We start from the raw sequence: 24760 nt of genomic DNA on the forward strand, positions 1-24760 counted from the left end.
GATGGCATCTCTCTGGTCTTTGTGGCTCGTCCTGCATTGTTCGGGCAAGCTTGCTTGCCCGTTTTTTTTGGAGGAAAATTAACTATGCCATTGCTGGAAGCCGGATCCCTGAAAAAAGCGCTTGGTATCCTGGCCGAATGCTGGCCATCTTTACGCAACAACAGCTCACCCGCGCCCTGTCAACAACAGGTGTTATTTCCTCCTGCTGCCGGTTGGCAACATTTACGCATTCTCGGCTATCGCTGCCTGGCTGAACATAACGCGGGGTACGAGTTTATGCTGAAACTGGAACCGCTATCAGAGAGACTTGCACTGCCAACACTCTTAGAATTACAACCGCAGAATAGCTATAGCCAGGTAGCACTCTGGTTAACCCGTCTCGGGCTCAGCGGCTGTCAGACAGTACAGTTTGCGCAGCAACGGGTCCCGCTTTGTCAGGCGCTGTCTTGTATTGATCTTAGCGCTGCCAGCCAGATACCGGCATCAGCGCTAAATGACTGGCTGGCCAGACAGCCCAGGCTAACAGCGGGACGTTTTAAGGTGTTAGAATCTTGGGAAACGGACGACAGTCTCAACCTACACTGCGTCACCACAGATTGCATGTCGCGCGCCTGCTATCACTGGCTGCAGCAACAGGCGATTCGGTTTCAATTAATCTATATCCGCTGCGGATGAGATTGGCCTGGCCGAACTGCCCTGATAACTCATCTGCTATTGTTTACTACGTCATATCCATCTAGCCAAACTGACTATCCAGCAATAGCATCAGAATAAAGCCTAGTAACAAGCCCAGCGTTGCCGACAGTTCATGTCCCTGCCGGTGCGACTCCGGAATAATTTCGTGGCTAATCACAAACAACATTGCCCCGGCAGCCAGCGCCAGCCCCCAGGGTAAAAAGACGCTGGCTGTCACCAATACACTAGCTCCCAACACTGCCATAATCGGTTCTGTCAGGCCGGATAAACTCCCCACCAGTACCGCGGTTCGCCGCCGGTAGCCAACCGCCAGCAGTGCCATTGCAATGACTAAACCTTCTGGCAGATCCTGAATAGCGATACCCATGGCCAAGGCTGTGGCGCCCACCGCTTCACCACCGGCATAGGCCGCGCCGATCGCGAGTCCTTCCGGGATGTTGTGTAACATTATCGCCAGCACAAATAACCAGCTACGCTTTAGTGCCAACGCCTGCTGCCCCTCAGTGCCTTTGATAAAATGTTCGTGTGGGATCAGTCGCTCCAACAGCAGCAGCAATGCCATACCTGAAACTAAGGCCAGCGCCAGATAGTAATGGCCAAAAGCGCTACTGTATTGAGTAAACAGCGTTTGCGCAGGTAGCAATAACGAAAAGATACTGGCGGCGAGCATGACACCACCACCAAATCCCAACATGGCGGCATTGCTTCTGGCCGACAGCCTTGCTGAGACTAAAGCAGGCAAAGTCCCCAATGCCGTCGCTGCCGCTGCGATCAACCCGGCATAAAAGGCGTAACGCACTGCCGGCTGTTGCTGCAGTAACAGCACGAACTGGCTTAACCCATAAGCCGTGCCAGCCAGCAGGATGGTCCAGCCGCTTAGCCGGCGCAGCACAGAACGGGCGGGAAGTACCTGTTGCATGGCTAATTACTCCGCTAACTCAAAGCGTTTTGCGACTTCTGCCCAGTTCACGACTTCAAAAAAGGCCGCCACATAATCAGGTCTTTTATTTTGGTATTTCAGGTAATAGGCATGCTCCCAAACGTCAAGGCCGAGCAGCGGAATTAGCCCTTCCATCAGCGGACTGTCCTGATTCGCGGTACTGGTCACCATTAAGCGCCCTTCTTCTGTCATCACTAGCCAGGCCCAGCCGCTGCCAAAACGACTGATAGCCGCCTGGATGAATTGCTGTTTAAAGGCGGCAAAGCTATCAAAATCACATTGAATGGCTTTGGCCAGTTCACCTTTAGGTTCTCCACCGCCATCGGGTGACATAACCTGCCAGAACAAGGCGTGGTTGGCATGCCCGCCACCATGATTTCTTACTGCAGTCTGAATCGATACCGGTAGCATGGCAATATTCAGCAACAACGCATTCAGAGTCCAGTCAGCGTACTCAGTATCGGCAAGCGCCTGATTTAAGCCGTTAACATAGCTCTGATGGTGGCGCTGATGATGAATTTGCATGGTCTGACTATCAATATAAGGCTCCAGTGCATCATAAGCATAGAGCAAAGCAGGTAGTTGGAACGGCATCTTGCACTCCTTTTTGTCGTATTGAAAATCATTATCATTTGCAAAAAGATAAAAGGCAAGCCAAACTGGTGGTTATTACCTGCCAAAGGAGGACTACAGATGTGTTGGTTAGAGGATTGGAAAAGATTGCGTTGCCGGCTCAGGCATGAACAGTGCCGGCATGCTTTGGATTGTCACCGCTGCCTGCAACACAGCTCAGCGGTACTATTCGAGATGGCGAGTACTGCTATCCATTAGAGCTGCGATTGCAGATAATTCTCTAATCCCAGAAGTTTAATCAGGCGGAGTTGCTGCTCCAGCCAATGCGCGTGATCATTTTCGGTATCATCCAGCAGCCCCTGCAGGATATTACGCGTTACATAATCCTGTTCCTGTTCACACAAGGCCATGGTTTGTTTCAGCAGCTTTTGCACCGCATACTCAACATTCAGATCATTCTGCAACATCTGCGGCACCGTCTGCCCGACCTGAATGGCGTCGCGTTTGCTCATATCCGGCGTGCCGCCGAGAAAGATAATGCGCTCAATCAGCGCCGAAGCATGACCTTTTTCATCGTCGAACTCGTGATCGATGCGCTCAAACAGCTTGTGCAGGCCCCAGTCGTGATACATTCTGGAGTGAATAAAATACTGATCCATTGCCGCCAGCTCATTGGCCAGTAACGCATTTAATGCGCTAATTACCTTCGGACTACCCTGCATTATTCACCTCCCAGCTGCGCTTGCAGATAATTGGCTAATCCCATCACCGTAATTTGATGCTGTTGCGTTTCCAGCCAGTCCAGATGTTCTTCTTCATACTCCAGGATTTCCGTTAGCAGATCCCGGCTAACATAGTCCTGCAAACTCTCACACAGTGCTATCGCTTCCTTCAGTAACGGTAATTGCTCCAGCTGAAAATCCTGATCGCATTGCAGCATCTCCGGCGTATCTTCACCAATTCTGAGCTTACCCAGCGCCTGCAAATTCGGTAACCCTTCCAGCATCAGAATACGCTCAATCAGTTCGTCAGCTTGCTTCATATCTTTGATAGATTTCTTGTAGCAAACATCATTCAGGGCTTTCAGCCCCCAGTTTTTATAGATCCTGGCGTGCAGAAAATACTGATTAATAGAGGTTAATTCGGCAGTCAGTACTTCATTCAGCTTACTGAGTACCTGTGGATGACCGTGCATAGCAGACTCCGGCTAGATTAAAAGCAGGCTTTAAGCTTAGTTCAAACCGCGCAGTTAAGCAAAATTATGTTTAATATCAGAAATATGCAATTAATAATGCTTTGCATTTCTACTGTCAACCAGGCTCAGCACTGCCCTCCGTCCTGTAAATCTGCAACCAATCGCAAGTTGCTTCGCAGCGCTGGCATTTAACGTTATGGTAAGCATAAGATTTTCATTATCGACCTTGGACAACATTATGCGACTATCCTGCTACGCCCTGCCCCTCTTGCTGGGTTTGGGTCTAACACTGGGCCCCGCGCTACCGGCGCTGGCTAACAACAAAACCGAAGCGATCAGTATCGACGCCGATAGTGTGGTGGTTACCGAACACCGCACGCAGATTAACGGCCAAAGGATCAGCTACAAAGCTTATACCGGTACCCAGCCGGTGTGGGATGACAATGGCCATCCCACTGCTACGCTGTTTTATACCTACTATCAGCGCACTGATATTAAGGATAACAGCAAGCGCCCCTTGCTGATTTCGTTTAACGGTGGTCCGGGCTCGGCATCGGTTTGGATGCATATCGCCTACACCGGCCCCAAAGCACTGATTATTGATAGCGAAGGCTACCCTATTCAGCCATACGGCGTAAAAACCAACCCTTACTCGGTACTCGATGTCGCCGATATCGTCTTTGTAAATCCGGTTAATACCGGTTATTCGCGTGTCCTGCCCGGGCCAGACGGTAAAATGCCATCCCGTGAACAACAACAGAAAATGTTCTTTGGCGTCAATGCTGACGTTAACTACCTTGCCGGCTGGATCAACAGCTTTGTCACCCGCTACGAGCGCTGGCCGTCGCCTAAATTTCTGATTGGTGAGAGCTATGGCACCACCCGGGTCGCCGGCTTGGCGCTGGCACTGCAAAACAATCAGTGGATGTATTTAAATGGTGTGATCCTGGTGTCGCCGACCGATATTGGCATTGAACGTCAGGGCCCGGTCAAGGTAGCGAATCGCCTGCCATACTTTGCCGCGACGGCCTGGTATCACCAAGCCCTGCCGGCCGATCTACAACAGAAAGATCTGTATGATATTCTGCCGGAAGTTGAAAACTTTACGCTGAACGAATACCTGCCAGCACTGGCCCGCGGCAATTCGCTGCCGGCACAGGACAAGCAACGTATTGCCGAGCAGGTTAGCCGTTATTCCGGTATCAGCGTGCAGAATGTGCTACGTTCTAATCTGGATATCAGCACCAGCTACTTCTGGAAAGAGCTATTACGCGACCGTGGTCAAACCGTTGGCCGGCTGGATTCACGTTATCTGGGGATCGATAAAAATGATGTCGGTGCCAGCCCGGACTACTGGGCCGAGCTGACCTCCTGGTTACATTCTTTTACCCCGGCAATTAATCACTACCTGCGCACCGAGTTAAACTATAAAACCGACATTAAATACAACATGTTCGGTAACGTACATCCCTGGGATCGCAGCAACGACAATACCGGTGAAAACCTGCGCCAGGCGATGGCACAAAACCCCTATCTGCGGGTGCTGACGCAGGCTGGTTATTACGACGGCGCCACTAACTACTTTGATGCTAAGTACAATATGTGGCAGCTGGACCCGAGCGGAAAAATGAAAGATCGCCTCAGCTTCAAAGGCTACCGCAGCGGCCATATGATGTATTTACGCTATGAAGATTTAAAGAAATCAAATGATGATCTGCGCGAGTTTATCCTGCAATCATTACCCGCTGCTGGCCAGCCCGCTAGATACTAAACCGTACTTGATACACTGCCGAGTACAGTCAGTACTTGAAACAAAAGCCCCCGCAACAGCGGGGGGCTTTTTATAGGTCTGAGATCTACGGTAACTCACTTAGTCTGCCAGTTCCTGTTCGGCGCTTTGCTGTTTGGCTAACAGGGTTTGTTGCTCCATCTGCGCCGTCAGCTGCTTCACCCGAGCAGCAAAAGCGGCCTTGGATTCTGCCGGTACCGGCCGCGCCAATGGGATATGCGCGGTCATCGGATTTACCGGTCTGTTATTCACATGCAGCTCATAATGTAAATGTGGTCCGGTGGAGCGCCCGGTATTGCCGGATAAGGCAATACGCTGTCCCCGCGTTACACGTTGCCCACGCTGAACCAAAAAGCGGCTTAAGTGCAGGTAGCGGGTTTTATAGTTACCAAAATGCTGGATCTCAATGTACTTACCAGCAAACGGATGGTTTTCAATCCGGGTAACCACACCATCAGCCGGTGCAATAATCGGCGTCCCGATCGGTAACGGGAAATCGGTACCATTGTGCGGCGACACCCGTTGCGTAATAGGGTGCAGACGGCGTGGATTAAAGTGTGAGCTAACCCGAACCTGGCTGGCCAGAGGTAAGCGCGAAAAAGCCCGCTCCAGACTATCGCCATTGGCATCATAGTACTGGCCGTCGTCATGCATAAAGGCGGTTAACGTCTGACGCCGGTTTAGAATACGGATGCCTTCAATCCGGCTTAAGCCCGTACTTTCTTCACCAACAAAGTTTTCACTGCGCAACACCTGAAACTGGGCTCCGGCTTGCAAGTCGCGGGCGAAATTAATCCGCTCTTTAAATAACTGATTAATATTGTAAATATCAGCATCATTCAAACCAGCTCGCTGGGCTGAAGCGTAAAAGCTGCCAAAGACTTCACCCACCAGAATCGTATTTTGCCACACCCCTTCATCCAGCAGTTCCTGATAACTGAATTCATCGGCGGCTTCACGTTTATACAGCACTTTCTTGCCGGCATGCACATACAACTCCATGCTCTGTAGCTGGCCATTTTCATCCAGCTGCAGGGTCAGACGATTACCGGGGCGCAGTACGTCTAAAGCCAGCAAGGACTCGTCTGCCGCCATCACCTGCTGTACAGTTTGGTAGTTCAGGCCATAGCGGGCAAAGATCCGGCTCAGGCTATCACCGGCACGGATATTATAAACTTTGATAAAGGGATCTTCGGCGGGTGCAGTATGCAACTGGCTTTGCAACCAGGCGGTAAGCTCGGCCACCGGAAATTGCTGCAGCTGCTGGGGCCCATGTTGTAGCCCCATACCCAGCATTAAAGGCATAAAGCCCAGGCTACTCTGTGCTGGCTTAGGCTGCGGCCAGGCGAGCAACACGCTCAAGCCCAGCGCACAGCCCAGCATCAACCGCTGATGCACTACGGGCACACGGTCCCGGAATTGTTGAATTAAACTGTTCGGCATGAATTAAATCGTAATCATTATTCTAATTTTAGTGTGGATGGCGCTGGCGCAACCCGCTATCAACGGCGGCCAGCTCTGGCTACCTATGATAACCGTACCCTCAATAAGTTCATTCTATGACATAGCAACGATAATTGCACCCGCCACCTGGCGGCATAGCACTGCAGGCGCTAGCGCCCGGTTTTATGCCAGATACGAAACTTTTACCAGAAAGCGGTGAAAAATTACACAAAAAATTTGTGTTAAGCACGCTTTTTCGCCATAAAAAAGTTGAACCGCCGCTTTCACTCTCACCTCTGGCACGAGTTTAAAGAGAAAATGCCACCGGTAGACAATTCGGTGTACGATAAAAAAATCAACAATAAGCTATAACAATCAACAGGGTAGAAAAATGTTTAATCGAAAACTACTAACTATATTACTGGGTAGCGGGGTGCTGCTGGGCTGTAATACTGAAACCAAGGTGGTGGAAGTAGAAAAAGAGGTCCTTGTTACACCACCACCGAAAATTGATACCAGTGCTGTGGTTCTTAACGATCTGGATACCGTGTACGGCTATGCCTCAGAAAACGGCGGTACCACCGGCGGCGGTGGCGAAAACCGGGTAGAAGTAGTAGTCTGTACTGGCGAGCAAATGATTAACGCTCTGAAAAACAAAGATCCGAATCGCCCACTAACGATCTGGGTTAATGGCACCATTACCCTACAAAATGCGAAGGACAGCCGGATTGATATTAAAGATGTGCGCGATGTCTCGATTATTGGTCTCGGCACTCAGGGCGAAATGGCTGGTATCGGCTTTAATATCGTGCGGGCACACAATATTATTATCCGCAATCTGCGTATCCATCATGTTCGCGCCAACCTGGGCGCACCCGGGGATGGTATTAGTATCGAAGGGCCGGCGAGCAATATCTGGATCGATCATAACGAAATTTACAATAGTCTGACCGTTGATGACCCCGGCCTGACACTGGATCAGGTGAAAGACTATTATGATGGCCTGGTCGATGCCAAGGGCGATGCCCGCTATATCACGATTTCTTTCAATAAGTTTCATAATAGCTGGAAGACGTCGCTGGTCGGCTCCTCCGACAGTGATAACTACGAGCGTACCCTGACTTATCATCATAACCACTGGTATAACGTCAACTCACGCTTACCACTGTTCCGTTTTGGTAAAGGCCATATCTACAACAACTTCTATGACGGCGCTGTCGAAAGTGGCATTAATTCACGGATGGGCGCCGTGATCCGGATTGAGCAAAACCACTTTGCCAATATGAAAAACCCGGTGATGTCGATGTACAGCCAGCAAATTGGCTACTGGCAATTGATTGATAATATCTTCGAAAACATCAGTTGGGAGCCGGGCGCACCGGGTTCAGTGATTGCAGATAGCTATCAGTCGACCGGCGAGCTAAATGTGCCTTACAACTATCAGTCCAGTTTGATCCCGGTGCAGCAAGTCAAAGAAACCGTGTTACGTTACGCTGGCGTGGGTAAAATTGAGACGCCGCCAAGTCCGGGTTTATGCCCGGCACCCGAACCAGAAACCACCGCGCCGGAAGAGCCGACCCCACCACCGGTACCGATTGACCCGGTTGAACCGCCGGTTGCGGTGAACTGGAATATCTATGCTGCAGATTTAGAACCCTTCGCCAATGGCGCCGTAACTCTGGCCGATGGCAGCCTGAGTCAGTTTACCGCGCAGCAAAGTGGTGGTGTGGCAGAGCCTAATCTATTCAGCGCTAACGGCAATGGCACCGTTACTTTCGATAGCACCGCCAGTGGCTCAGACCGTAGCCGCGCCAAACTGGATAACGTGGTCGCCGCCGACGGTGTCTATCCCAAATACTTTACCCTGCTGATGGGCTTGAAGGGTAATAGCGATAATCAACGTATTATCGAAACCGAAATCGCACTGGGCGATAGCGGCGCCAGTGCCGGCAGCCGTCTGAAAGTGGTGTTCCGCGGCGATGGTAATAATGCCGGGATCCAACTGGAAAATGCCAACAATGGCTCATCGGTTACCTTTGGCAAGGCCAATGAGGCCGATGCTATCGATATGACACAGTATCGGGTTTATCATTTCACCATCGCACTGAGCTCTCCTACTACCGCTAATGTTGCCGTCTATGTCGAGGGCAATAATACGCCGCTGGGATTACTGGAAGCTGTCACCATGCGCCCGGCCAGCAATGGTAGTGACAACTATCTGCAACTGGGCGATGCCGGTAATAGTAGCTACAAAGGGGATATCGACTGGGTGTTGTGGACTGATTCCGGTGCCTATACCCCAGAGATGTTGAAAGGTTTACTGCCAAACGGCATTGGCGATATTAGTGGTTACCTGAACTAGTAGCACACCTTACCGACAGCCCGGCTTAGTCCGGGCTTTTTTTATCGCAGCGAAAGTGTATCCGGCAGCCTTTGTTGCTATAGTCAGAAAAAAATCAACAACAGGATCCCGTATGCAACTTAAACCCTTGTTATTACTCGCTACGCTGACAAGCTTTGGTCTGTCTGCCGCGCCTGTAGTGCTGAAAAATATTCAGGGCTATGGTTTTGACCAGCAGCGGCAACTGGTGAACTTCCAGACGCTGGTATTTGATGACGAAAGCGGCCAGGTACTGGCTCGCGGCGCAGCCGGCATTGCTGCCAACTATCCAAAGGCCAGGGTGATTGATGGTCAGGGACAAACCCTGCTGCCGGGCTTAATCGATGGCCACGGCCATTTACTGGGGCTGGGTGAATATCTGAAACAAGCCGACTTGCGGGGTCTAAGCAGTGAACAGGCCTCAGCGGCTCAGGTCGCGGAGTTTGCCCACGCGAACCCGGAGCAGCAATGGGTGATTGGCCGTGGTTGGAATCAGGTGTTATGGGATAGCAATGCTTTTCCGGCGAAAAAGACACTGGATGAACTGTTACCGGATAAGCCGGTATATCTGGTGCGGATCGACGCCCATGCGGCCTGGGTCAATAGCAAAGCGCTGGCCTTGGCCGGTATCAGTAAAGACACCCTTGATCCACCCGGCGGAGAAATTATCCGTGATGCCGCCGGCGAACCAACAGGTGTATTAATTGATAACGCTATGTACCTGGTACAGCAAAAAATCCCGGCCCCCAGCACTGACGATAAAAGAGCGGCTCTGCAAACGGCATTTGCCCATTTGCAGGAACTGGGGATCACTGCCGTGCATGATGCCGGTGTCAGCAGCGAACTGGTCGCGCTCTATCAGCAATTACAGCAGGAGCAGGCGCTGGGCGTCCGGGTATACCCGATGCTATCAGCCAAGGATCCGGCGCTGGAGCAGTGGTTTACTAACGGCATCGTTGACGACCCGACTGATTGGCTGGATATCCGCTCGGTAAAAATTTATGGCGATGGAGCCCTGGGTAGCCGCGGTGCGGCATTGTTAGCTGACTATAGCGATCAGGCTGGCCAACGTGGCCTGTTGGTTACCGAACCCGATACTCTGACCGAGATTATGCGGCTGACCATTAACGCCGGCTATCAGGCCAATGTGCACGCCATTGGCGATCGGGCTAACCGTTTGGTATTGGATCGCTTTGAATTGCTAGCCTCCGCCGAGCAGCGCGCTGCCGGCCGCCACCGTATCGAACATGCGCAGATAGTCTCACCGCAGGATATTCCGCGCTTTAAAGCGCTGCACATTCTGCCCTCGATGCAGGCGGTACATGCCACCTCGGATATGAATATGGCCGGTGACCGGCTGGGCATAGCGCGGTTGCGCGGCGCCTATGCCTGGCGCACCTTTGCCGATCAGGGCAGTATTATTGTCGGCGGTTCAGATTTTCCGGTGGAACTGGCCAATCCGTTCCATGGTTTACACGCCTCGGTCACCCGGCAGGATCAGCAAAATCAGCCGGTCGGTGGCTGGTTGCCAGAACAGCGCCTGACCTTAGTTGAAGCACTGCGTTCTTTTACCGTTGATGCCGCCTACGGTGCCTTTCAGGAAGAAAAAATGGGCACCTTGGCACCGGGTAGCTGGGCTGATTTTATTCTGGTCGACCGCGATATTTTTGCGATACCGGCAGAACAACTGTGGCAAACCCGCACCCAGCAAACCTGGATCCACGGTCAGCTACGTTTTAGCCGCTGATCCTGCGCAGATAGCCGTTGGCAGCCATCACGGCCAACGGCTATGCTTAAAGCATCGCCCAGAGTAGGTAGTACTGATGACTGACACGCTGATTGCCAAATGCCGTGGAATGGCTTTTGTACTGCTCGCCAGTTGTTGCTGGCCACCTCTGGTAGTTGCCGATCCGGTCACCATTACCGTTGGTACCACGCAAAGCCCATCAGACCTCAGTACCCGAATTGAGCAGCAGTTAGCTGCGGCTTATGCCAGGCTAGGCTTTAGTACCCGCTTTATCGCTTTACCATCAGAGCGTCGGTTACGGTTATTGACTAATAATGAGCTGGATGCCGACTTGTTTCGGATCTGTCAGTTGGAACAGCAGGAAAATCTGGTAACAGTTCCGGCCAAGCTTGGCGAGCTGATGTTACAGGCCTACAGTCAGTCGGTAGAAACCCTAACGCAATGGCAGCAAAACAGCGAGCTGATTATCGTCCATATCCGCGGCTTGAAGATGGCGGAGCTTACTCTTTTTGCCGGCAGCCGGGTGGAGGTCAGTGATTTGCAACAGGCGTTTGGGATGCTGCTGCAAAAACGCGCGGATATTTTACTGGAAGATCAGCGCTCTGCGATTGCCTATCTGCATCAGGCCGGTTTAACCGATGCCGGACTGGTCGCAACCGATCTATTGCCCTTTGCGATCTGCCATGTTTTAAGCACACAGCTGGGGCATTTAGCGGCGCCGCTAGCCGAGCTGTTGCAGCGCGCGCAGGATTAACAGCGGGCCTAAGCCCGCAGCGGTTAATTCGCTTCGTCTTCTGTTACAAAGTCCGGGCGCTGGCCGTGGCTTTGCTTATCACGTAATTTGCCAATAACCGTACTTAATTTGCGCTGTAGCTTGTCAGCCGCACCGGTAATGGCCTGCCCCACTGTCGGGGCAAACTCGGTTACCGCTACCGGCTCCAGCCCTTGCGGGCGGGCTTCCAGCAAGCAGCGCTTGTCGTTACCTTCGTGTTTGGTGCTACCGTTTTCATCACTCAGGTGTACCTCAACCCGGGTCAGGTGATCAGCAAAACGCTGTAATTTATGCTGTAGCGTATCGCGGACAAATTCGGCCAGGCGCTCATCCGCCTGAATATTGCGGTCACTGTTAATCTGAACTTGCATAGGTCACTCCTGTGGCAATAGGGACTGCAGAGTAAGACGCCGTTTTAGTCGATAGGTTGCGTCGTCTTAACGAATAATTGGCACCGCTTGGCGCTAACTTCAAGGGCTGACGCAGAAAATAAAGCGAGAAAGTCAGACATCTTTGGCAAGACTGGTTAAAATAGCGCTATACCTTACAGCCCAAATATAAGCGCATGATCAGTAATAAGTGGACCAAGCTCATTAAATCGCTGCACCTGAAAAAGCATCGTAAAGCCGAGCAACTGTTCTTCGTCGAAGGTGAGAAAGCGGTGTTGGAGCTGTTACAGTCAGACTGGCCGGTCGTCGCCTTATTTGCCACTGAAAGCTTTCTTTCCGCGCACGGTGTGCACAGTCAACGCGCTGACCTACTACAAAGCTGCAGCAGTAGCGAGCTGGAGCGGGTGGGCACCTTTAGCAGCAATGATGCCGCCTTGGCGGTGGTACGGATACCGCAACGAAGTTTTAGCCCACCGACACCTCACGAGTGGGTGCTGGTTTTAGACAGCATTAACGATCCGGGTAATCTGGGGACCATTATTCGGATTGCCGACTGGTACGGCATCCGGCACATTCTCTGCTCCGAGGATACCGCGGATGCCTTTAATCCCAAGGTCATTGCTGCCGCCAAAGGATCATTTTTAAGGGTGCAGTTGCATTATCAGCCGTTAGTACCGCTGCTGGAACACGCCGCGCGTCCGGTATATGGCGCTTACCTGGGCGGAGAGTCGGTGCATCAGTTAGCGCTGGCTGCGCCCGGGGGGTACCTGGTGCTGGGTAATGAAGCCAATGGCATCAGCGCGGCTGTCGGTCAGCATATCAGCCGTAAAGTGACGATTCCGGCCTTTGGTCAGGCGGAATCGCTGAATGTTGGTATTGCCTGCGCTATTATTTGCGATAATCTGCGTCGCTTAAGCGGCGCCTGAACCGGGAACTGGCTATGAACTTTCCGACTATTGAAGCCTATGTGGGCAATACGCCGCTGGTCCGCTTACAACGGCTGGCGAACCATACCAACAGCACGGTACTATGCAAGCTGGAAGGCAATAACCCAGCCGGCTCAGTAAAAGATCGGCCAGCGCTGAATATGATTGTGCAGGCCGAACTGCGTGGCACTATCAAACCCGGTGATCGGATTATTGAAGCCACCAGCGGCAATACCGGTATCGCGCTGGCGATGGCAGCCGCCATTAAAGGTTACCCGATGACGCTGATTATGCCAGCGAACGCCACCGAAGAGCGCAAAGCCTCGATGCGCGCCTATGGTGCCGAGCTGATCCTGGTGAGCAAAGAGCAGGGAATGGAGGGCGCGCGTGATCTGGCGTTACAAATGCAGGCCGAGGGCAAGGGCATAGTACTGGATCAATTTAATAATCTTGATAACCCGGCGGCGCATTATGTCAGTACCGGCCCAGAGTTATGGCAACAAACGAATGGCAGCATTACGCATTTCGTTTCCAGCATGGGCACCACCGGCACCATTATGGGCACCTCCCGCTATCTGAAGCAGCAAAATCCGGCGATTCAGATTATTGGCTTGCAACCGGCAGATGGCGCCAGTATCCCCGGCATCCGCCGCTGGCCCAAAGAATACCTGCCGGGCTTTTTTGAGCCTGAGCGCGTCGATCAAGTAATCGATATCTACCAAAAAGATGCCGAAGAGATGATGCGCCGGCTGGCCCGGGAAGAAGGCATCTGTGCCGGTGTCAGTTCAGGTGGCGCTGTTTATGCGGCGATCAAACTGGCAGAGCAGCTGGATAATGCGGTAATCGTTGCTATTGTTTGTGACCGTGGCGATCGCTACTTGTCGTCCGGCATTTATTAATACCTGCCCAACTTGCATATTCTGGCAGAGCAGCCATGCTTAACACAAAGCCCTGCCAGAAGTGACTTAATATGGCCAAAGCAACGCCGCTCTGCTCCTTAACTCTCATCAGTGTATTGTCGTTCCAGGCTCAGGCCGATTGGTTTGGTAACCTGACCGCCAGCAGTGACTATTTGTTTAATGGCGTCAGCCAAACCCTAAACCGACCGGCGCTGCAGGCGGGGCTGGGCTACGATTTTGGTAATGGCTGGTACACCGGCAGCTGGACCTCTAATGTCGATTATGACGAAGGTACCAAAAGAGAGCTGGATGGCTATCTGGGCTACGTTTGGACGATCAGCGATAGCGTGAGTCTGGATCTGATGTTTTCGCAATATACCTATCATGGCCGCGGTTATAGCTCACAGCTGAATTTTCAGGAGCTGTCAGCTAAGCTCAGTGTCGGCGACTGGGGCTTTAACGCCTGGTATACCTGGGATTATTTTGGTTTTGGCGGTGCGCACTATGTATTGCAGCTGAGCCGGCAAATACCGCTGACCGAACATTGGCAAATCTTTGCCGCTATTGATACCTCTATCACCGGCGATAAGTCGGCTTGGGATTGGGAAGGAAAATCCCACTTCTGGCATGGCCAACTGATGCTGCAAGGCAGCTGGCAAAGCTGGCAGCTGGCCTTTGGCTATCATATGACAACGCTAAAAGAGAAATGGGGTCGCGATACCTTGCTATTGCAACTCGGTTATCAATTTTGACCCCATTCGTTGTTGGTAAAACTAATACTTAAAGCGATTCATCTGCTGGCTGATGGCATCGGCAACCCGCGCCAGCAGACTGCTCTGATTCGCGCCCTCGGTGGCACTATTACTCAGTCCGGTTACTGCGCTGCTGATCTCGACGATATTCTTGCTGATATCTTCGCTGACCACACTTTGTTCTTCAGCAGCACTAGCGATCTGGGTTGCCGCATCTGAGATACTGGCCGCCGCCCGGATCGCCTGCTGTAACTTATCCTGAGCACTAACCACACTGCTCTGACAATCTGAAGTCAGCACCCTATTCTGCTGCATCGCCTGCACCACAGATTGGGTACGCCCGGCCAGATCCGTGATCAACTGCTGAATTTCACCGGTAGATTGCTGGGTGCGGGATGCAAGGTTACGTACCTCATCGGCGACTACGGCAAAGCCCCGGCCCATTTCACCGGCCCGGGCCGCTTCAATTGCCGCATTCAACGCCAGTAAATTGGTTTGCTCCGAGATATTGCGGATCACCTCGACAATATTGTTGATACTCTGACTGGCTTGCTCCAGCTCGGCCATCATAGACGAAGCTTGCTGCATACTCTGATCGAGAGAGCCAACGATACGGCTGGTTTCAGAAACCGCCTGATCACCATAGGTTACGGCATCGGCGGCGCGCTGCGCCAGATCGGCAGTTAACGAAGCCTGGGTTGCCACTTCCGATGCCGTGCTCGACATCTCAGTCACCGCCGTCGCAACCTGCTCGATGGATTTTTGCTGGAAAGCCACATCCTGATGGGTGCGCTCCGCAATACCGGCGCTGGTACGTGCCGATTGCTGCAGTTCCGTCACTAACTTAGCCGTATCCATTACTATGCTGTGCGTTTTGACCAAAAACAGATCCAGAGCCCGTGCCAGCTGACCTATTTCGTCTGCCCGCTCACTCTGTAGCCGCTGCGTTAGATCGCCGTCAGACTGCGCCAGCTTATCGACTGTTGCCGTCAATTGTTGCAACGGCCGCGCCAGCTGGCCGGAGAAGAATGCCAGGATCAGGGTTCCCGCCAGCGCAATGCCTGCGCCAAGCAGGATCTGCCAACGGATACTGGTATTAAACTCGCTGCTAAGACGGTCATTTAACTGGTTGATCTCGGCCAGCGCGACCGCCAGCGGCAGTTGATACTCTAATAACCAGGGTGTGCCAAATTGTTTAAAGCGGATGGGTACGGCGACCTTTAACATCTCGCCTTGTTGTTGTATTTGCCGCTGGCCTGCCTGCACCACAGCCCGCAATGCACTCCAGTCCGACTCGGGCAGCATCTCGCCCACCTGTGCTGGTGCCTGCGTATCAGCCGCAATAAAGCCGTGGTAGGACAACACTCTTAGTTCACCGACGCCATTAAACAGCTGCTGATCGAGTTGCTCCAGCTGTTGCTGCAGAAAAGCCAGCGAGATATCGACGCCGCTAATGCCAGTAAAGCGACTGCCCTGATAGGCTGGCAGTACCACCGAAGTCATCAGGGTCGGCACCCCTTGCACCTGCCAGACTGCCGGGTCAACCACACAGGGGCCTTTGCGATCACGTGGACACAGGTACCATTCGCTGCCTCGTAAACCGCGTTGATTACGCGCTTCGTCATAAAGCCCTTCGGTTTCTACCGGCTGCAAATCAATATTGCCTTTGGGATCGCGGGTCCAGTAAGGGCCAAACTGCCCTTGCGGCGTAGAATGTCCGGGGCTTTGCAGGAAGTCGGCGTCACGCCCATCCACCGCATTCGGCTCCCATACCAGATAAGCACCGAGAATTTGTGGATATTGCCGCACTACCGCCTCCACCAGGCTGCTGTAGTGTTCGCGGCTATGCGGTATGGCCATCTGTTGCATGGCCTGGGCCGCAACCGCTATCGCCTCGGCGCGGCTTAAACTCTGGTCAATCAGCTGCTCTAGCTGATCCGCCTGCAGCTGCAGCTGATAATCCAGCCGCTGATTGACCTGTTGTAAAAATAGCTCACTGCTTTGTTGCCGGTTCAGGCTAAACAGTTTCTGTGAACTCCAAACGCCAAACACTATGCTGAGCAACACCGCGATAACTAAACAACTCGCTGCGATCAGCGCGATCTGGGTACGCATCGAACGCCACTGCACTACTGCCATAACGACTTCCTCAACTGGCTACTGCTATCAGTATTAGCCTGAAAGATGACAGATACAAGTTGGCACTAAGTTAAAACAAAAAAGTCTGAAAATTAGGTAAAATTTATACCGCGACTGCCGGTATAATCAGGTTCCTGCGTTACTCACGGATGCTGCTTTGTCATACGAATATCTGGCGCTATTGGCAGCTGCCTGCTGGGCCTTTGGCAGTTTATTGTCGGCGCAGGCCGCTACCCATTTAGGTGCCTTTGCCTTTACCCGCTATCGGATGCTGATTGCTATGTCGCTGTTATGGCTACTTAGCTTGCTCAGTGGTAGTTGGCAGACCTTGGCCTCAGCGCAGGTTTTGCTGCTGATCCTATCCGGTGCTATCGGGATCTTTATTGGTGATACTGCCCTCTTTGCCGCGATGAATCGTCTGGGTCCGCGCCGGGCCGGTGTGTTGTTCGCAACCCATGCGCTGTTCTCGGTGCTGCTGGCGTACTTTTTTTTGGGAGAAACCCTGTGGGGACTGACCCTGGTTGGCGGCAGCCTGTTAGTCGGCGGTGTGATGATTGCTATCGCCTTTGGTAAGCGCAAAGAGGAGCAACATCAGTGGGAAAGCAGCCAGCAAGGGCTGAAGATTGGCATAGCGCTGGCATTGTTATCGGCACTGTGTCAGGCCGTCTCAACCCTGATGCTGAAACCGCTGATGGTAGAGGGCCTGGATGCAATAGCCGGTTCTGCCGTGCGGATGAGCACCGGCTTTGCATTGCACCTGCTGGTTTGGTTACTGGGTTGGCGTATTGCGAAAAGCTATTTACCCCTGACACCGAAAATCTTCGGCTATGTGTTTATTAACGCCAGTCTGTCGATGGTGCTGGGCATGACGTTAATTTTGCAGGCGCTAAAGAGTGGTGACGCCGGTATGGTGGCGCTGTTTTCCTCTGTTAGTCCGGTGTTGATTCTACCTATGTTATGGTTGGTATACCGCCGCCGGCCAGCCTGGGGCGCCTGGGCAGGCGCCGTGCTAACCGTGGCAGGTATCGCCTTATTGATCCGTTAACTACCGATGATACCGCCATCATCCTTGGTAATAATTACCGTTGCCGAGCGTGGCCTACGGGTACCGCGATCCGGCCAGGTGCTGCTAAAGCTGTACGGGCCAGATCCCTCCCCCGGATGCTGAATATTGACAAACATAGTACGGCAGTCCGGCGTCATCACCACGCCGGTGATTTCACAGCCCACCGGCCCGACCAGGAAGCGTTTCAGTTGATGTGTTGCCACATCGGCGACCAGCATCTGGTTGTTACCAAAGGCCCCCTCTCTTAACTGGCCTCCGGACATATCGGTCTGGATCCACAATAAGCCATTAGGGTCAAACCAAAGCCCGTCCGGCGAGGCATGGTGATTCTCAGCGGTCAGCATAAATTGGTGCTGCGGCGTGTAGGTATAGACGTCGCCACTTAACATAAAGATATCCCAGCTAAAGCGCTGCTGCGCCTGCTCACGCCAACGAATAATATGGCCCTGGCTGTTGCTGGCTCGCGGATTGGCGGCGTTGAGCTGTGAGCTATGCCGTTGATCATTATTGGTCAGCGTAAAATACACTTCACCGGTTTGTGGGTGTACCGCGCCCCATTCCGGACGGTCCATTTTGGTAGCACCGGCGATATCAGCCGCTAACCGGGTATTTAACAGCACATCAGCCTGATCACTGAACTCGACCTTGGCCGCCTCGGCCTTAGCCCGAAAGCCGGCATCTGCCAGGTCCAGTGGCAGCCAATCGCCACTGCCATCGTCATTAAAGCGGGCGACATAGAGGGTGCCGCTATCCAACAGATGCGGACCGGCCGTTGCCGGATCATAGAGCTCTTTTGATACAAATTTATAGATATACTCAAAACGTGAGTCGTCGCCGGAATAGGCGACCAGCGGCTTGCCGGCTTCTGCTTTGGCGAAAATTACGCCTTCATGGGCAAAGCGCCCCATGGCGGTGTGCTTAACCGGCACGCTGCCCGGGTTAAAGGGGTCAATCTCAACAATCCAGCCAAAGGTGTTGGGCTCATGCCGGAAATCCTGCTCCGCAGTTTCGGCAACTGCTGATGCATCAAAACGCGCCAGCACCTGATCCTGCCTGGCTGCCGTTTCCCAATGCATAATGCTATTAAAATCTGACACGCTATAACGGCGATGCTCACGCGGCATCCGTTGGTCGCGGTTTACAAACAGCAACGCCCAGTTCTCTTCGCAGGTTAGATAGGTGCCCCAGGGGGTGACACCATGCGAACAATTATTCAGCGTGCCGCGGGTGGCGGTGCCATCCGGGCTGTACTGAGTGCGAACCTTGGCGTGACCGCGCACCGGGCCGGTCAGCTGCATCGGTGTCATGCCAGTGATCCGACGATTGTACTGACTGCCGCTAACCAGTTGCCACTGACCACTGTCATCCCGTTTGATATGCGCCACACTAACGCCGTGTGCTGCCAGCTCCTTATGCACCTCTTCCGCCTGCCGCGGTAAGCCGGCACCACCAAAGGCATGCAGGATCATCGGATCACAGTATTCGTGGTTCATTACCAGTAAACCTTCACCCGAGTCCGTGCCACCATCCTTTAAATCAATCGGGAAGAAGTGCATGCCATCATGGTGCGAGCCAATTTGTTTTTCCTGATCGGCGGCGGTATTAGTGCCATCCGCTTTATAGGGCGCCGCGCCGTCCAGCAGCGGTGTGCCCCAGGGTAAAAATGGCTTAGCAGTGTAACCCGTTGGCACAGTGACACTGTCAAAACGGTTTACCGCCACAGCCTCAAAGCCCATTAAACCCTGTTTGACTGCCGAACTAACGGCGCTAACCTTAGTATCGCAACCTACCAGGCTAGTACCAATAAAACTGCCGACCGCCAGTGCCATGGCACCGCGCAAAAACTGGCGCCGATCTAATCGCTGCGCGACAACCTGCTGAAAACTGGGGTTATCAGAAAAGTTTGCCTGTGGCTCAACGCCAGAAATATCGTAGTTTACTTGCTGAGATTTAGTCATTCACGTTCGCCATCATTATCATTCGGGAAAATAGTCGTAATATGCCAGCAGTTGATTGCAAATTTGTGACGACCAAGGCTATGCTCGGGCTATTTCGCAGCACAGCGGGCTGGTCGCCGGCTAGTCTGCTTTGCTATAGTAAAAAAGAGTAAACCAGAGGAACCCAAATGATGCAATGGCAGGTGTTGACCTTCGACGAGCTGGACACGCGAACCCTGTACTCCCTTTTGCAATTGCGGGTGGATGTATTTGTCGTCGAACAAAACTGTCCCTATCCGGAATTAGATGAAAAGGATTTAGAGCCGCAAAGTCGCCACGTGCTGCTGAGGAAAGGCGACAAGGTGATTGCTTACGCCAGGGTACTGGCCCCCAACGTCAGCTTTGCCGGCTACCCGGGCATTGGCCGGGTTTGTGTGTCACAAACGGCACGCCGCCTGGGGCTTGGCAGGGTGTTAGTAGAGCGTACGCTGGCTGTGGCCAATGAACTGTGGCCGGCAACGGATATTTATATTTCAGCCCAGTGTTATTTGCAGCGGTTTTATGAAGATCTCGGTTTCCGTGCCGCCAGTGAGCCTTACCTGGAAGACGATATTCCTCATTTACAGATGATTAAGTACTTTCAGCAGACTACGACAGCATAAAGTGCGACGACGGCAGTCTGCACAGACAGCCGTCACCGCAACCCCCCGTTAAGGTAAGCCGACTTCAAAAGTCAGGGTCAGTGTCGCCCGGATCTGATCTGCCAGTTCAGTCTTTTCTGCTGACTGATAGCTGGCCTCGATCAGGTAACGACCGGCTTGCGTCGGGGTAAAAGCCAGTTTGCCCGCCGCATCCGTTTCCAGCATCTGCCGCCCGGCCGCATTACGGTATAACTCATCCTGCTGAGAAAGCTCTACCTTAACACCGGCAGCGGGTTTGCCGTCCATTAGCAGTTGCCATTCAATCTTATCCTCTGCCACATAATCCGCCGGATGGGTAATAAAGTTCAGTTCAAAGCCATCCCCTTTCGGGTCCAGCGCAGTGCGATTCGGTGCCTTTACCGTCACCACCGCCAGGGCTTTACTCTGCCCCCGGCTGGTCGTCACCTTAGTCGCGCCAGCCGGTAGCTCTTTAGCCGCCGCCCGCTTATCCGCCATAATGCGCTTAGGCTCGCCGTTCACCTCAAACATAGTGAAGTAGCGCGCCGGGCCACCATTTTCAATCAGGTAAGTGCCTTCCTGCACCAGCTGATGGTCGGCCTGGGATTTGCGTTTGCCCTGATAACTCTGACTAAACTTATGCCGGCTGCCATCAGGAAACACCAGGCTCAGATTGTCAGGCGATACCCCTTTATCGGCGACAAAGGTCATATTGGCGGCAGACACATCGACCGAAATCCAGGTGTCTTCGCCTGATAACACAAAATGACTTGGCATCACCCACAGGGTATGGGCCAGACTCGCCTGGCTAAAAAGTGCCAGCATGGCAGCAGTAAGTAATTTCTTCATCGGTATATCCTTCTTCTGTTTAGTCACTTATTTAAGCGTCAGCGTCAACGGTCCCAGCTCTTCAGCCGCCGCCGCATTCAGTTGTTGTGGTTGACCATTTAACTGAAAATCAATTTTTTGCAGGCTACGCCCCCCCTGCTCCCGCGAGGCTTCAACATAGAGCGTATAAGCACCAGGGGCCAGCGCCTGCCCCTGATCATCGGTGCCGTCCCAGCTTAACCGGTACTGACCGGGGGTGCGGGTGGCACCGGTCATCGCATCAACCAGCGCAGTATCACTACGGCCGATTTTGCGCCAGAAGCGGCGGATATCTTTTAGCCAGTCAGGCTCCTTACGCCACAGGGCAATCAGTTTTACCGGTTGCTGCTGGGCGTCTTCCACCCAGACAGCGACATAAGGCCGGTAGTACTGCGCCGTAGCAATCTCGGGGATCGTCAGCACAATGTCGGCCTGTGCCGCCGACAGCGGCTGGCTGCCCAGGCCGAGCAGCAATGCCAGGGCAAATAGCGGTTTTCTCACAATGTTCTCCTTGTTAATGATCGGCTTTAGTGAAAGGCCAGCAGATAAGCCAGCACGGCCATCACGCCGCCAAGCACAGCCAGGGCGTTACCTAACTGCTTTTTCGATGGCATTTTCAGCAGCAGATAAAAACCAGTCAGCGCAAACAACAGGCAGGCGATAGCGGTAATGTCAATCAGGGCTTTCCACAGGGCACCGCTATCCCGCCCTTTGTGCAGGTCATTTGCCAACGCCAGATAGCCGTTAAACTGTTGTTCCAGCTCTATTTCTGCGGCAGAAAAGTCCACCAGGGCTACGGCAAAACCCGCTGGTCGTTTAAAGCTCAGCTCCAGGGTTTGTTCATCGCTGTCAAAACGGGCTTGCCAGCTGATGCCAGCGACGCCATGAGTGCGTTTCAACCAGTCCACCAGCGTTGTTGCATATTCCTGCTGCTGCGTGGTAAGCGGCCAATGCTGCAGAGGTTCAGGCAGCGGCAACTGCTGCAACTGCTGTCGCGCTCCCCATTTGCTTTGCCAGTCCGGATGGTTAAGGGTGATGCCGGTAACAGAGAAAAACAGCAGTAACAACAACACCCACATTGCACTGTAGGTGTGTAGGGCGCGCATCAGGCGCGCCATGGCTGCTGCCGGCTTCTTACGATTAGAAGCGGACATTCATCCCTACCCAGTAATTGCGACTTTTGTCCTTGTTGTTGTAATCATCAACAAAGGCGGCACTGTAACCGTTCTGGCCACTGCTATCGCGAACACAGCTGGCGGCGGTATCATTACACTCAGTAAACACGATGTTGTATGAGGTAAAGTCTTTATCCAGCAGGTTATTGATGCGGAAATTAAAACTCACCGCATCGCTGGCCTGATAAGCCGCACCCAGATGCAGCACGTTATAGCCTTTAAAGTACAGCGCTTCGTTGTTCACGGTATCCCAGGAGCGGTAGCGCCGGTCGCGGTACTCAGAGGTTAAGAACAGATTTAATGTATCACTGGCCTGCCAGCTTAATGTCAGGTTAGCCATATGTTTGGCGGTATTACCCAGCGGACGGCCTTTTAACGCACCACTTTTCTGTTCGCTATCGGTATAGGTATAGTTTGCACGCAGCGCCAGTTGCGCCAGCAACTCGACCCGGCCCGCCAGCTCAGCGCCCTGAATAGTGACCTTGTCAATATTGACGGTCTTACTGCTGGTGGCATAACCCAGTTCGGCAAATTCACCGGTTTCAGTACAGACAATACTCGTACCCGCACCGCAAGGCTGGGATGCGAGCTTGTCATCAAAATCGTTTTTAAACACTGTGGCGTTAAAGTTGTGTCCGTTTGGATGACTCCAATACACCGCCAGCTCGGTCGATACACTGGTTTCCGGTTTTAAATCCGGGTTACCAAACATCGGCGAGGTGCCCTGACCGCCGAAACCGACTACGCCATCATACAACTGAGTAGTTTTAGGTGTTTTAAAGCCGGTACTGACGCCACCTTTAATGGTCCAGGCATCGCTTAGCGTATAAACACCATAGACTCTCGGACTTAACTGATTACCAAAGATTTGATGATCATCATGCCGCAGGCCAGCAGTTAGCGAGAAAGCGCCGGTCAGATCCCAGGTATCTTCAGCAAATACGGACCACATATTATGTTTCTGCACTGCCCCCGGAGTGCCGCTTTCAATCCCAAAAACGCCATCCTCCAGTTCACCGCGGATCAGCTGCGCGCCCATAACCATGGTATGCCGTCCGGCGGCTTCAAATGGGAAATCGACTTTCAGATCCAGGGTATACTGGTTACTGTTCATTACCCGCTGAGGTCGCGGCAGGAAGGTCGCTTCCGCCAATGCTTTACGCTGCGCTTCGGTTAAACCAGTGTAAGACCCCGTGCCATCAATCATTTGCAGCAGTAACGCCCGCTCTGCCACACTAAAAGGCAGAGTTCGACCGTTGTTATTAGTATCGACATAAGAGAGCGAGATAAAGCTGTTGAGCTGGTCCCACTTACCTTCATGCGTCAGCGACCAGGTATCACGGGTAAACTCCTGGGTTTCACTGTAGCCGACCTGTGGGTTAGCGCGCCGCGCCCAGGTGCCGCCACTTTGTACGCAAGCCGCTTCACGACTACCAACGCCGTTTTTACAGAAAAAGCCAGCGGCCCATATGGTATTGATATTATCTACTGTACCAAGCGGAAATTCGCGCACGCCATTAGCATTAATAAAGGGCGTATTATCATAGTCCTGCGTTGAAGACTCGATATCAAACCAAATCGTTTGCTGCGCGGTCGGCGTCCAGCTTAAACGCCCGCCCAGTACCCGGTTTTCGTTATCTACGGTTTTGCCTCCGGCACCAAAGCCCAGCGAGCGGGTGCGGGTTTCACCATTTGGATAAACGACAGGTGCATATTCTGGCGTCGAACTCAGACGATTATAAACACTGCCGCGCACTGCCACGCCCAATACACCGGGAATCAGCGGGCCCATTACATTAAAGTCGGTGGTAATATCATCGCCGTAAGCACTGTCGCTTTGTTTTGAGCGGCTATGAGTCACCGAACCATGCCAGCTCTCTGTCACTTTTTTGGTAATAATATTGATCACGCCGCCCAGTGCATCGGCGCCATACAGGGTTGACGCCGGGCCGCGGATCACCTCAATCCGATCAATGGCATCCAGCGGTGGAATATGGCCAAACTGATTGCCACCAAAGGCATTAGGATAGATATCACCATGGTTATTCTGCCGCTTACCGTCAACCAGGATCAGGGTATAATCCGCGCCCATACCGCGCAGGCTAATGGTACCCTGGCCGGTTTTATCACGGGTTTCACCAATGTCGACACCTTCCAGATCTCTTACCGCATCTAACAGTGTGGTATAGGGCCTTGCCCGTAAATCTTGCTGAGTAATCACCGAAATACTGGCCGGTGCATCCACCAGTTTCTGTTCGTAACCCGAGGCTGTTACCACGATCACCTCTATATGGCTACCGGTCGCCTCTTCCGCTTGGGTAACTGGAATACTCAGCGCACTGGCGATAGCCAGTGCCACAGAGCTTTGACGAAGCAGTGACTTTTGAGCAAACAACATTAACCTAACTCCTGTAAT

At 52.8% G+C, this 24760-nt stretch carries 22 protein-coding genes; 10 read left to right on the plus strand and 12 right to left on the minus strand.

All coding sequences use genetic code 11. From position 1 onward, the window contains the following. The first annotated feature begins 84 nt into the window (after positions 1-84). Positions 85-675, plus strand: coding sequence for a hypothetical protein (locus H1D31_RS15160; protein ID WP_261259656.1), 591 nt, complete (start codon positions 85-87; stop codon positions 673-675). Positions 676-736: 61 nt separating this feature from the next. Here H1D31_RS15160 and H1D31_RS15165 read toward each other — a convergent pair whose 3' ends face one another. The 4 genes from H1D31_RS15165 to bfr (H1D31_RS15180) form a co-directional block, all read right to left on the minus strand. Next, complete coding sequence (locus H1D31_RS15165) at positions 737-1615, minus strand: ZIP family metal transporter (protein ID WP_261259657.1); 879 nt, start codon at positions 1613-1615, stop codon at positions 737-739. Positions 1616-1621: 6 nt separating this feature from the next. Beyond that, complete coding sequence (locus tag H1D31_RS15170) at positions 1622-2230, minus strand: superoxide dismutase (RefSeq protein ID WP_261259658.1); 609 nt, start codon at positions 2228-2230, stop codon at positions 1622-1624. A 233-nt stretch (positions 2231-2463) separates the two neighbouring features. After that, a complete protein-coding gene (bfr, locus tag H1D31_RS15175) occupies positions 2464-2931 on the minus strand; it encodes a bacterioferritin (protein ID WP_261259659.1) in 468 nt (155 codons plus the stop codon). Beyond that, complete coding sequence (gene bfr / locus H1D31_RS15180; RefSeq protein ID WP_008606631.1) at positions 2931-3404, minus strand: bacterioferritin; 474 nt, start codon at positions 3402-3404, stop codon at positions 2931-2933. The genes bfr (H1D31_RS15175) and bfr (H1D31_RS15180) overlap by 1 nt, the downstream gene beginning before the upstream one ends. Positions 3405-3642: 238 nt before the next feature. On the opposite strand from bfr (H1D31_RS15180), the gene H1D31_RS15185 reads away from it, so the two are divergent. Continuing rightward, the gene (locus H1D31_RS15185; protein WP_261259661.1) at positions 3643-5175 is read left to right on the plus strand and encodes a S10 family peptidase; all 1533 of its coding nucleotides are present in this window, start codon (positions 3643-3645) and stop codon (positions 5173-5175) included. A 99-nt stretch (positions 5176-5274) separates the two neighbouring features. Here the strand turns inward: H1D31_RS15185 and H1D31_RS15190 are convergent, their stop codons facing one another. Continuing rightward, a complete protein-coding gene (locus tag H1D31_RS15190; protein ID WP_261259662.1) occupies positions 5275-6636 on the minus strand; it encodes a peptidoglycan DD-metalloendopeptidase family protein in 1362 nt (453 codons plus the stop codon). Positions 6637-7027: 391 nt separating this feature from the next. On the opposite strand from H1D31_RS15190, the gene H1D31_RS15195 reads away from it, so the two are divergent. The 3 genes from H1D31_RS15195 (at position 7028) to H1D31_RS15205 (ending at position 11517) form a co-directional block, all read left to right on the plus strand. After that, on the plus strand, positions 7028-8998 hold the full coding sequence (locus H1D31_RS15195) for a polysaccharide lyase family 1 protein (protein ID WP_261259663.1): 1971 nt from the start codon (positions 7028-7030) through the stop codon (positions 8996-8998). A gap of 112 nt (positions 8999-9110) precedes the next feature. Next, complete coding sequence (locus tag H1D31_RS15200) at positions 9111-10763, plus strand: amidohydrolase (protein ID WP_261259664.1); 1653 nt, start codon at positions 9111-9113, stop codon at positions 10761-10763. Between the two features lie 76 nt (positions 10764-10839). Further along, entirely contained in the window at positions 10840-11517 is a 678-nt protein-coding gene (locus H1D31_RS15205) for a hypothetical protein (protein ID WP_261259666.1), read from the plus strand. A 23-nt stretch (positions 11518-11540) separates the two neighbouring features. Here H1D31_RS15205 and H1D31_RS15210 read toward each other — a convergent pair whose 3' ends face one another. Further along, on the minus strand, positions 11541-11906 hold the full coding sequence (locus tag H1D31_RS15210; RefSeq protein ID WP_065956032.1) for an HPF/RaiA family ribosome-associated protein: 366 nt from the start codon (positions 11904-11906) through the stop codon (positions 11541-11543). A 194-nt stretch (positions 11907-12100) separates the two neighbouring features. Here H1D31_RS15210 and H1D31_RS15215 point away from each other — a divergent pair, with 194 nt between their 5' ends. The 3 genes from H1D31_RS15215 to H1D31_RS15225 all read left to right on the plus strand — a co-directional run bounded on the left by H1D31_RS15215 (position 12101) and on the right by H1D31_RS15225 (position 14501). Continuing rightward, entirely contained in the window at positions 12101-12850 is a 750-nt protein-coding gene (locus H1D31_RS15215; RefSeq protein WP_261259668.1) for a TrmH family RNA methyltransferase, read from the plus strand. A gap of 14 nt (positions 12851-12864) precedes the next feature. Continuing rightward, positions 12865-13749, plus strand: a complete 885-nt coding sequence (gene cysM, locus H1D31_RS15220; RefSeq protein ID WP_261259669.1) for a cysteine synthase CysM — start codon at positions 12865-12867, stop codon at positions 13747-13749. Between the two features lie 71 nt (positions 13750-13820). Continuing rightward, on the plus strand, positions 13821-14501 hold the full coding sequence (locus H1D31_RS15225; protein ID WP_261259670.1) for a TorF family putative porin: 681 nt from the start codon (positions 13821-13823) through the stop codon (positions 14499-14501). Positions 14502-14522: 21 nt separating this feature from the next. On the opposite strand, the gene H1D31_RS15230 is transcribed toward H1D31_RS15225, so the two are convergent. Beyond that, a complete protein-coding gene (locus H1D31_RS15230) occupies positions 14523-16640 on the minus strand; it encodes a methyl-accepting chemotaxis protein (RefSeq protein ID WP_261259671.1) in 2118 nt (705 codons plus the stop codon). Between the two features lie 157 nt (positions 16641-16797). Between H1D31_RS15230 and H1D31_RS15235 the strand changes: the two genes are divergently transcribed. Further along, entirely contained in the window at positions 16798-17685 is an 888-nt protein-coding gene (locus tag H1D31_RS15235; RefSeq protein ID WP_261259672.1) for a DMT family transporter, read from the plus strand. On the opposite strand, the gene H1D31_RS15240 is transcribed toward H1D31_RS15235, so the two are convergent. Continuing rightward, entirely contained in the window at positions 17682-19664 is a 1983-nt protein-coding gene (locus H1D31_RS15240; protein ID WP_065956030.1) for a PhoX family protein, read from the minus strand. The genes H1D31_RS15235 and H1D31_RS15240 overlap by 4 nt on opposite strands. Positions 19665-19831: 167 nt before the next feature. Between H1D31_RS15240 and H1D31_RS15245 the strand changes: the two genes are divergently transcribed. Further along, on the plus strand, positions 19832-20305 hold the full coding sequence (locus H1D31_RS15245) for a GNAT family N-acetyltransferase (RefSeq protein WP_261259673.1): 474 nt from the start codon (positions 19832-19834) through the stop codon (positions 20303-20305). A gap of 48 nt (positions 20306-20353) precedes the next feature. Here H1D31_RS15245 and H1D31_RS15250 read toward each other — a convergent pair whose 3' ends face one another. The 4 genes from H1D31_RS15250 to H1D31_RS15265 are packed head-to-tail and all read right to left on the minus strand — an operon-like array spanning position 20354 to position 24742. Further along, on the minus strand, positions 20354-21151 hold the full coding sequence (locus H1D31_RS15250; RefSeq protein ID WP_261259675.1) for a DUF4198 domain-containing protein: 798 nt from the start codon (positions 21149-21151) through the stop codon (positions 20354-20356). A gap of 27 nt (positions 21152-21178) precedes the next feature. Continuing rightward, positions 21179-21670: a DUF2271 domain-containing protein gene (locus H1D31_RS15255; RefSeq protein ID WP_008606617.1), complete on the minus strand. Its 492-nt coding sequence runs from the start codon at positions 21668-21670 to the stop codon at positions 21179-21181. Between the two features lie 26 nt (positions 21671-21696). After that, positions 21697-22323, minus strand: a complete 627-nt coding sequence (locus H1D31_RS15260) for a PepSY-associated TM helix domain-containing protein (protein WP_065956027.1) — start codon at positions 22321-22323, stop codon at positions 21697-21699. Further along, a complete protein-coding gene (locus H1D31_RS15265) occupies positions 22310-24742 on the minus strand; it encodes a TonB-dependent receptor domain-containing protein (RefSeq protein ID WP_261259678.1) in 2433 nt (810 codons plus the stop codon). Before H1D31_RS15265 ends, H1D31_RS15260 begins: the two co-directional genes overlap by 14 nt. Positions 24743-24760: the final 18 nt, after the last annotated feature.

It is taken from the genome of Alishewanella sp. BS5-314 (assembly GCF_025377695.1).
In the GTDB taxonomy this organism is placed as follows: domain Bacteria; phylum Pseudomonadota; class Gammaproteobacteria; order Enterobacterales; family Alteromonadaceae; genus Alishewanella; species Alishewanella aestuarii.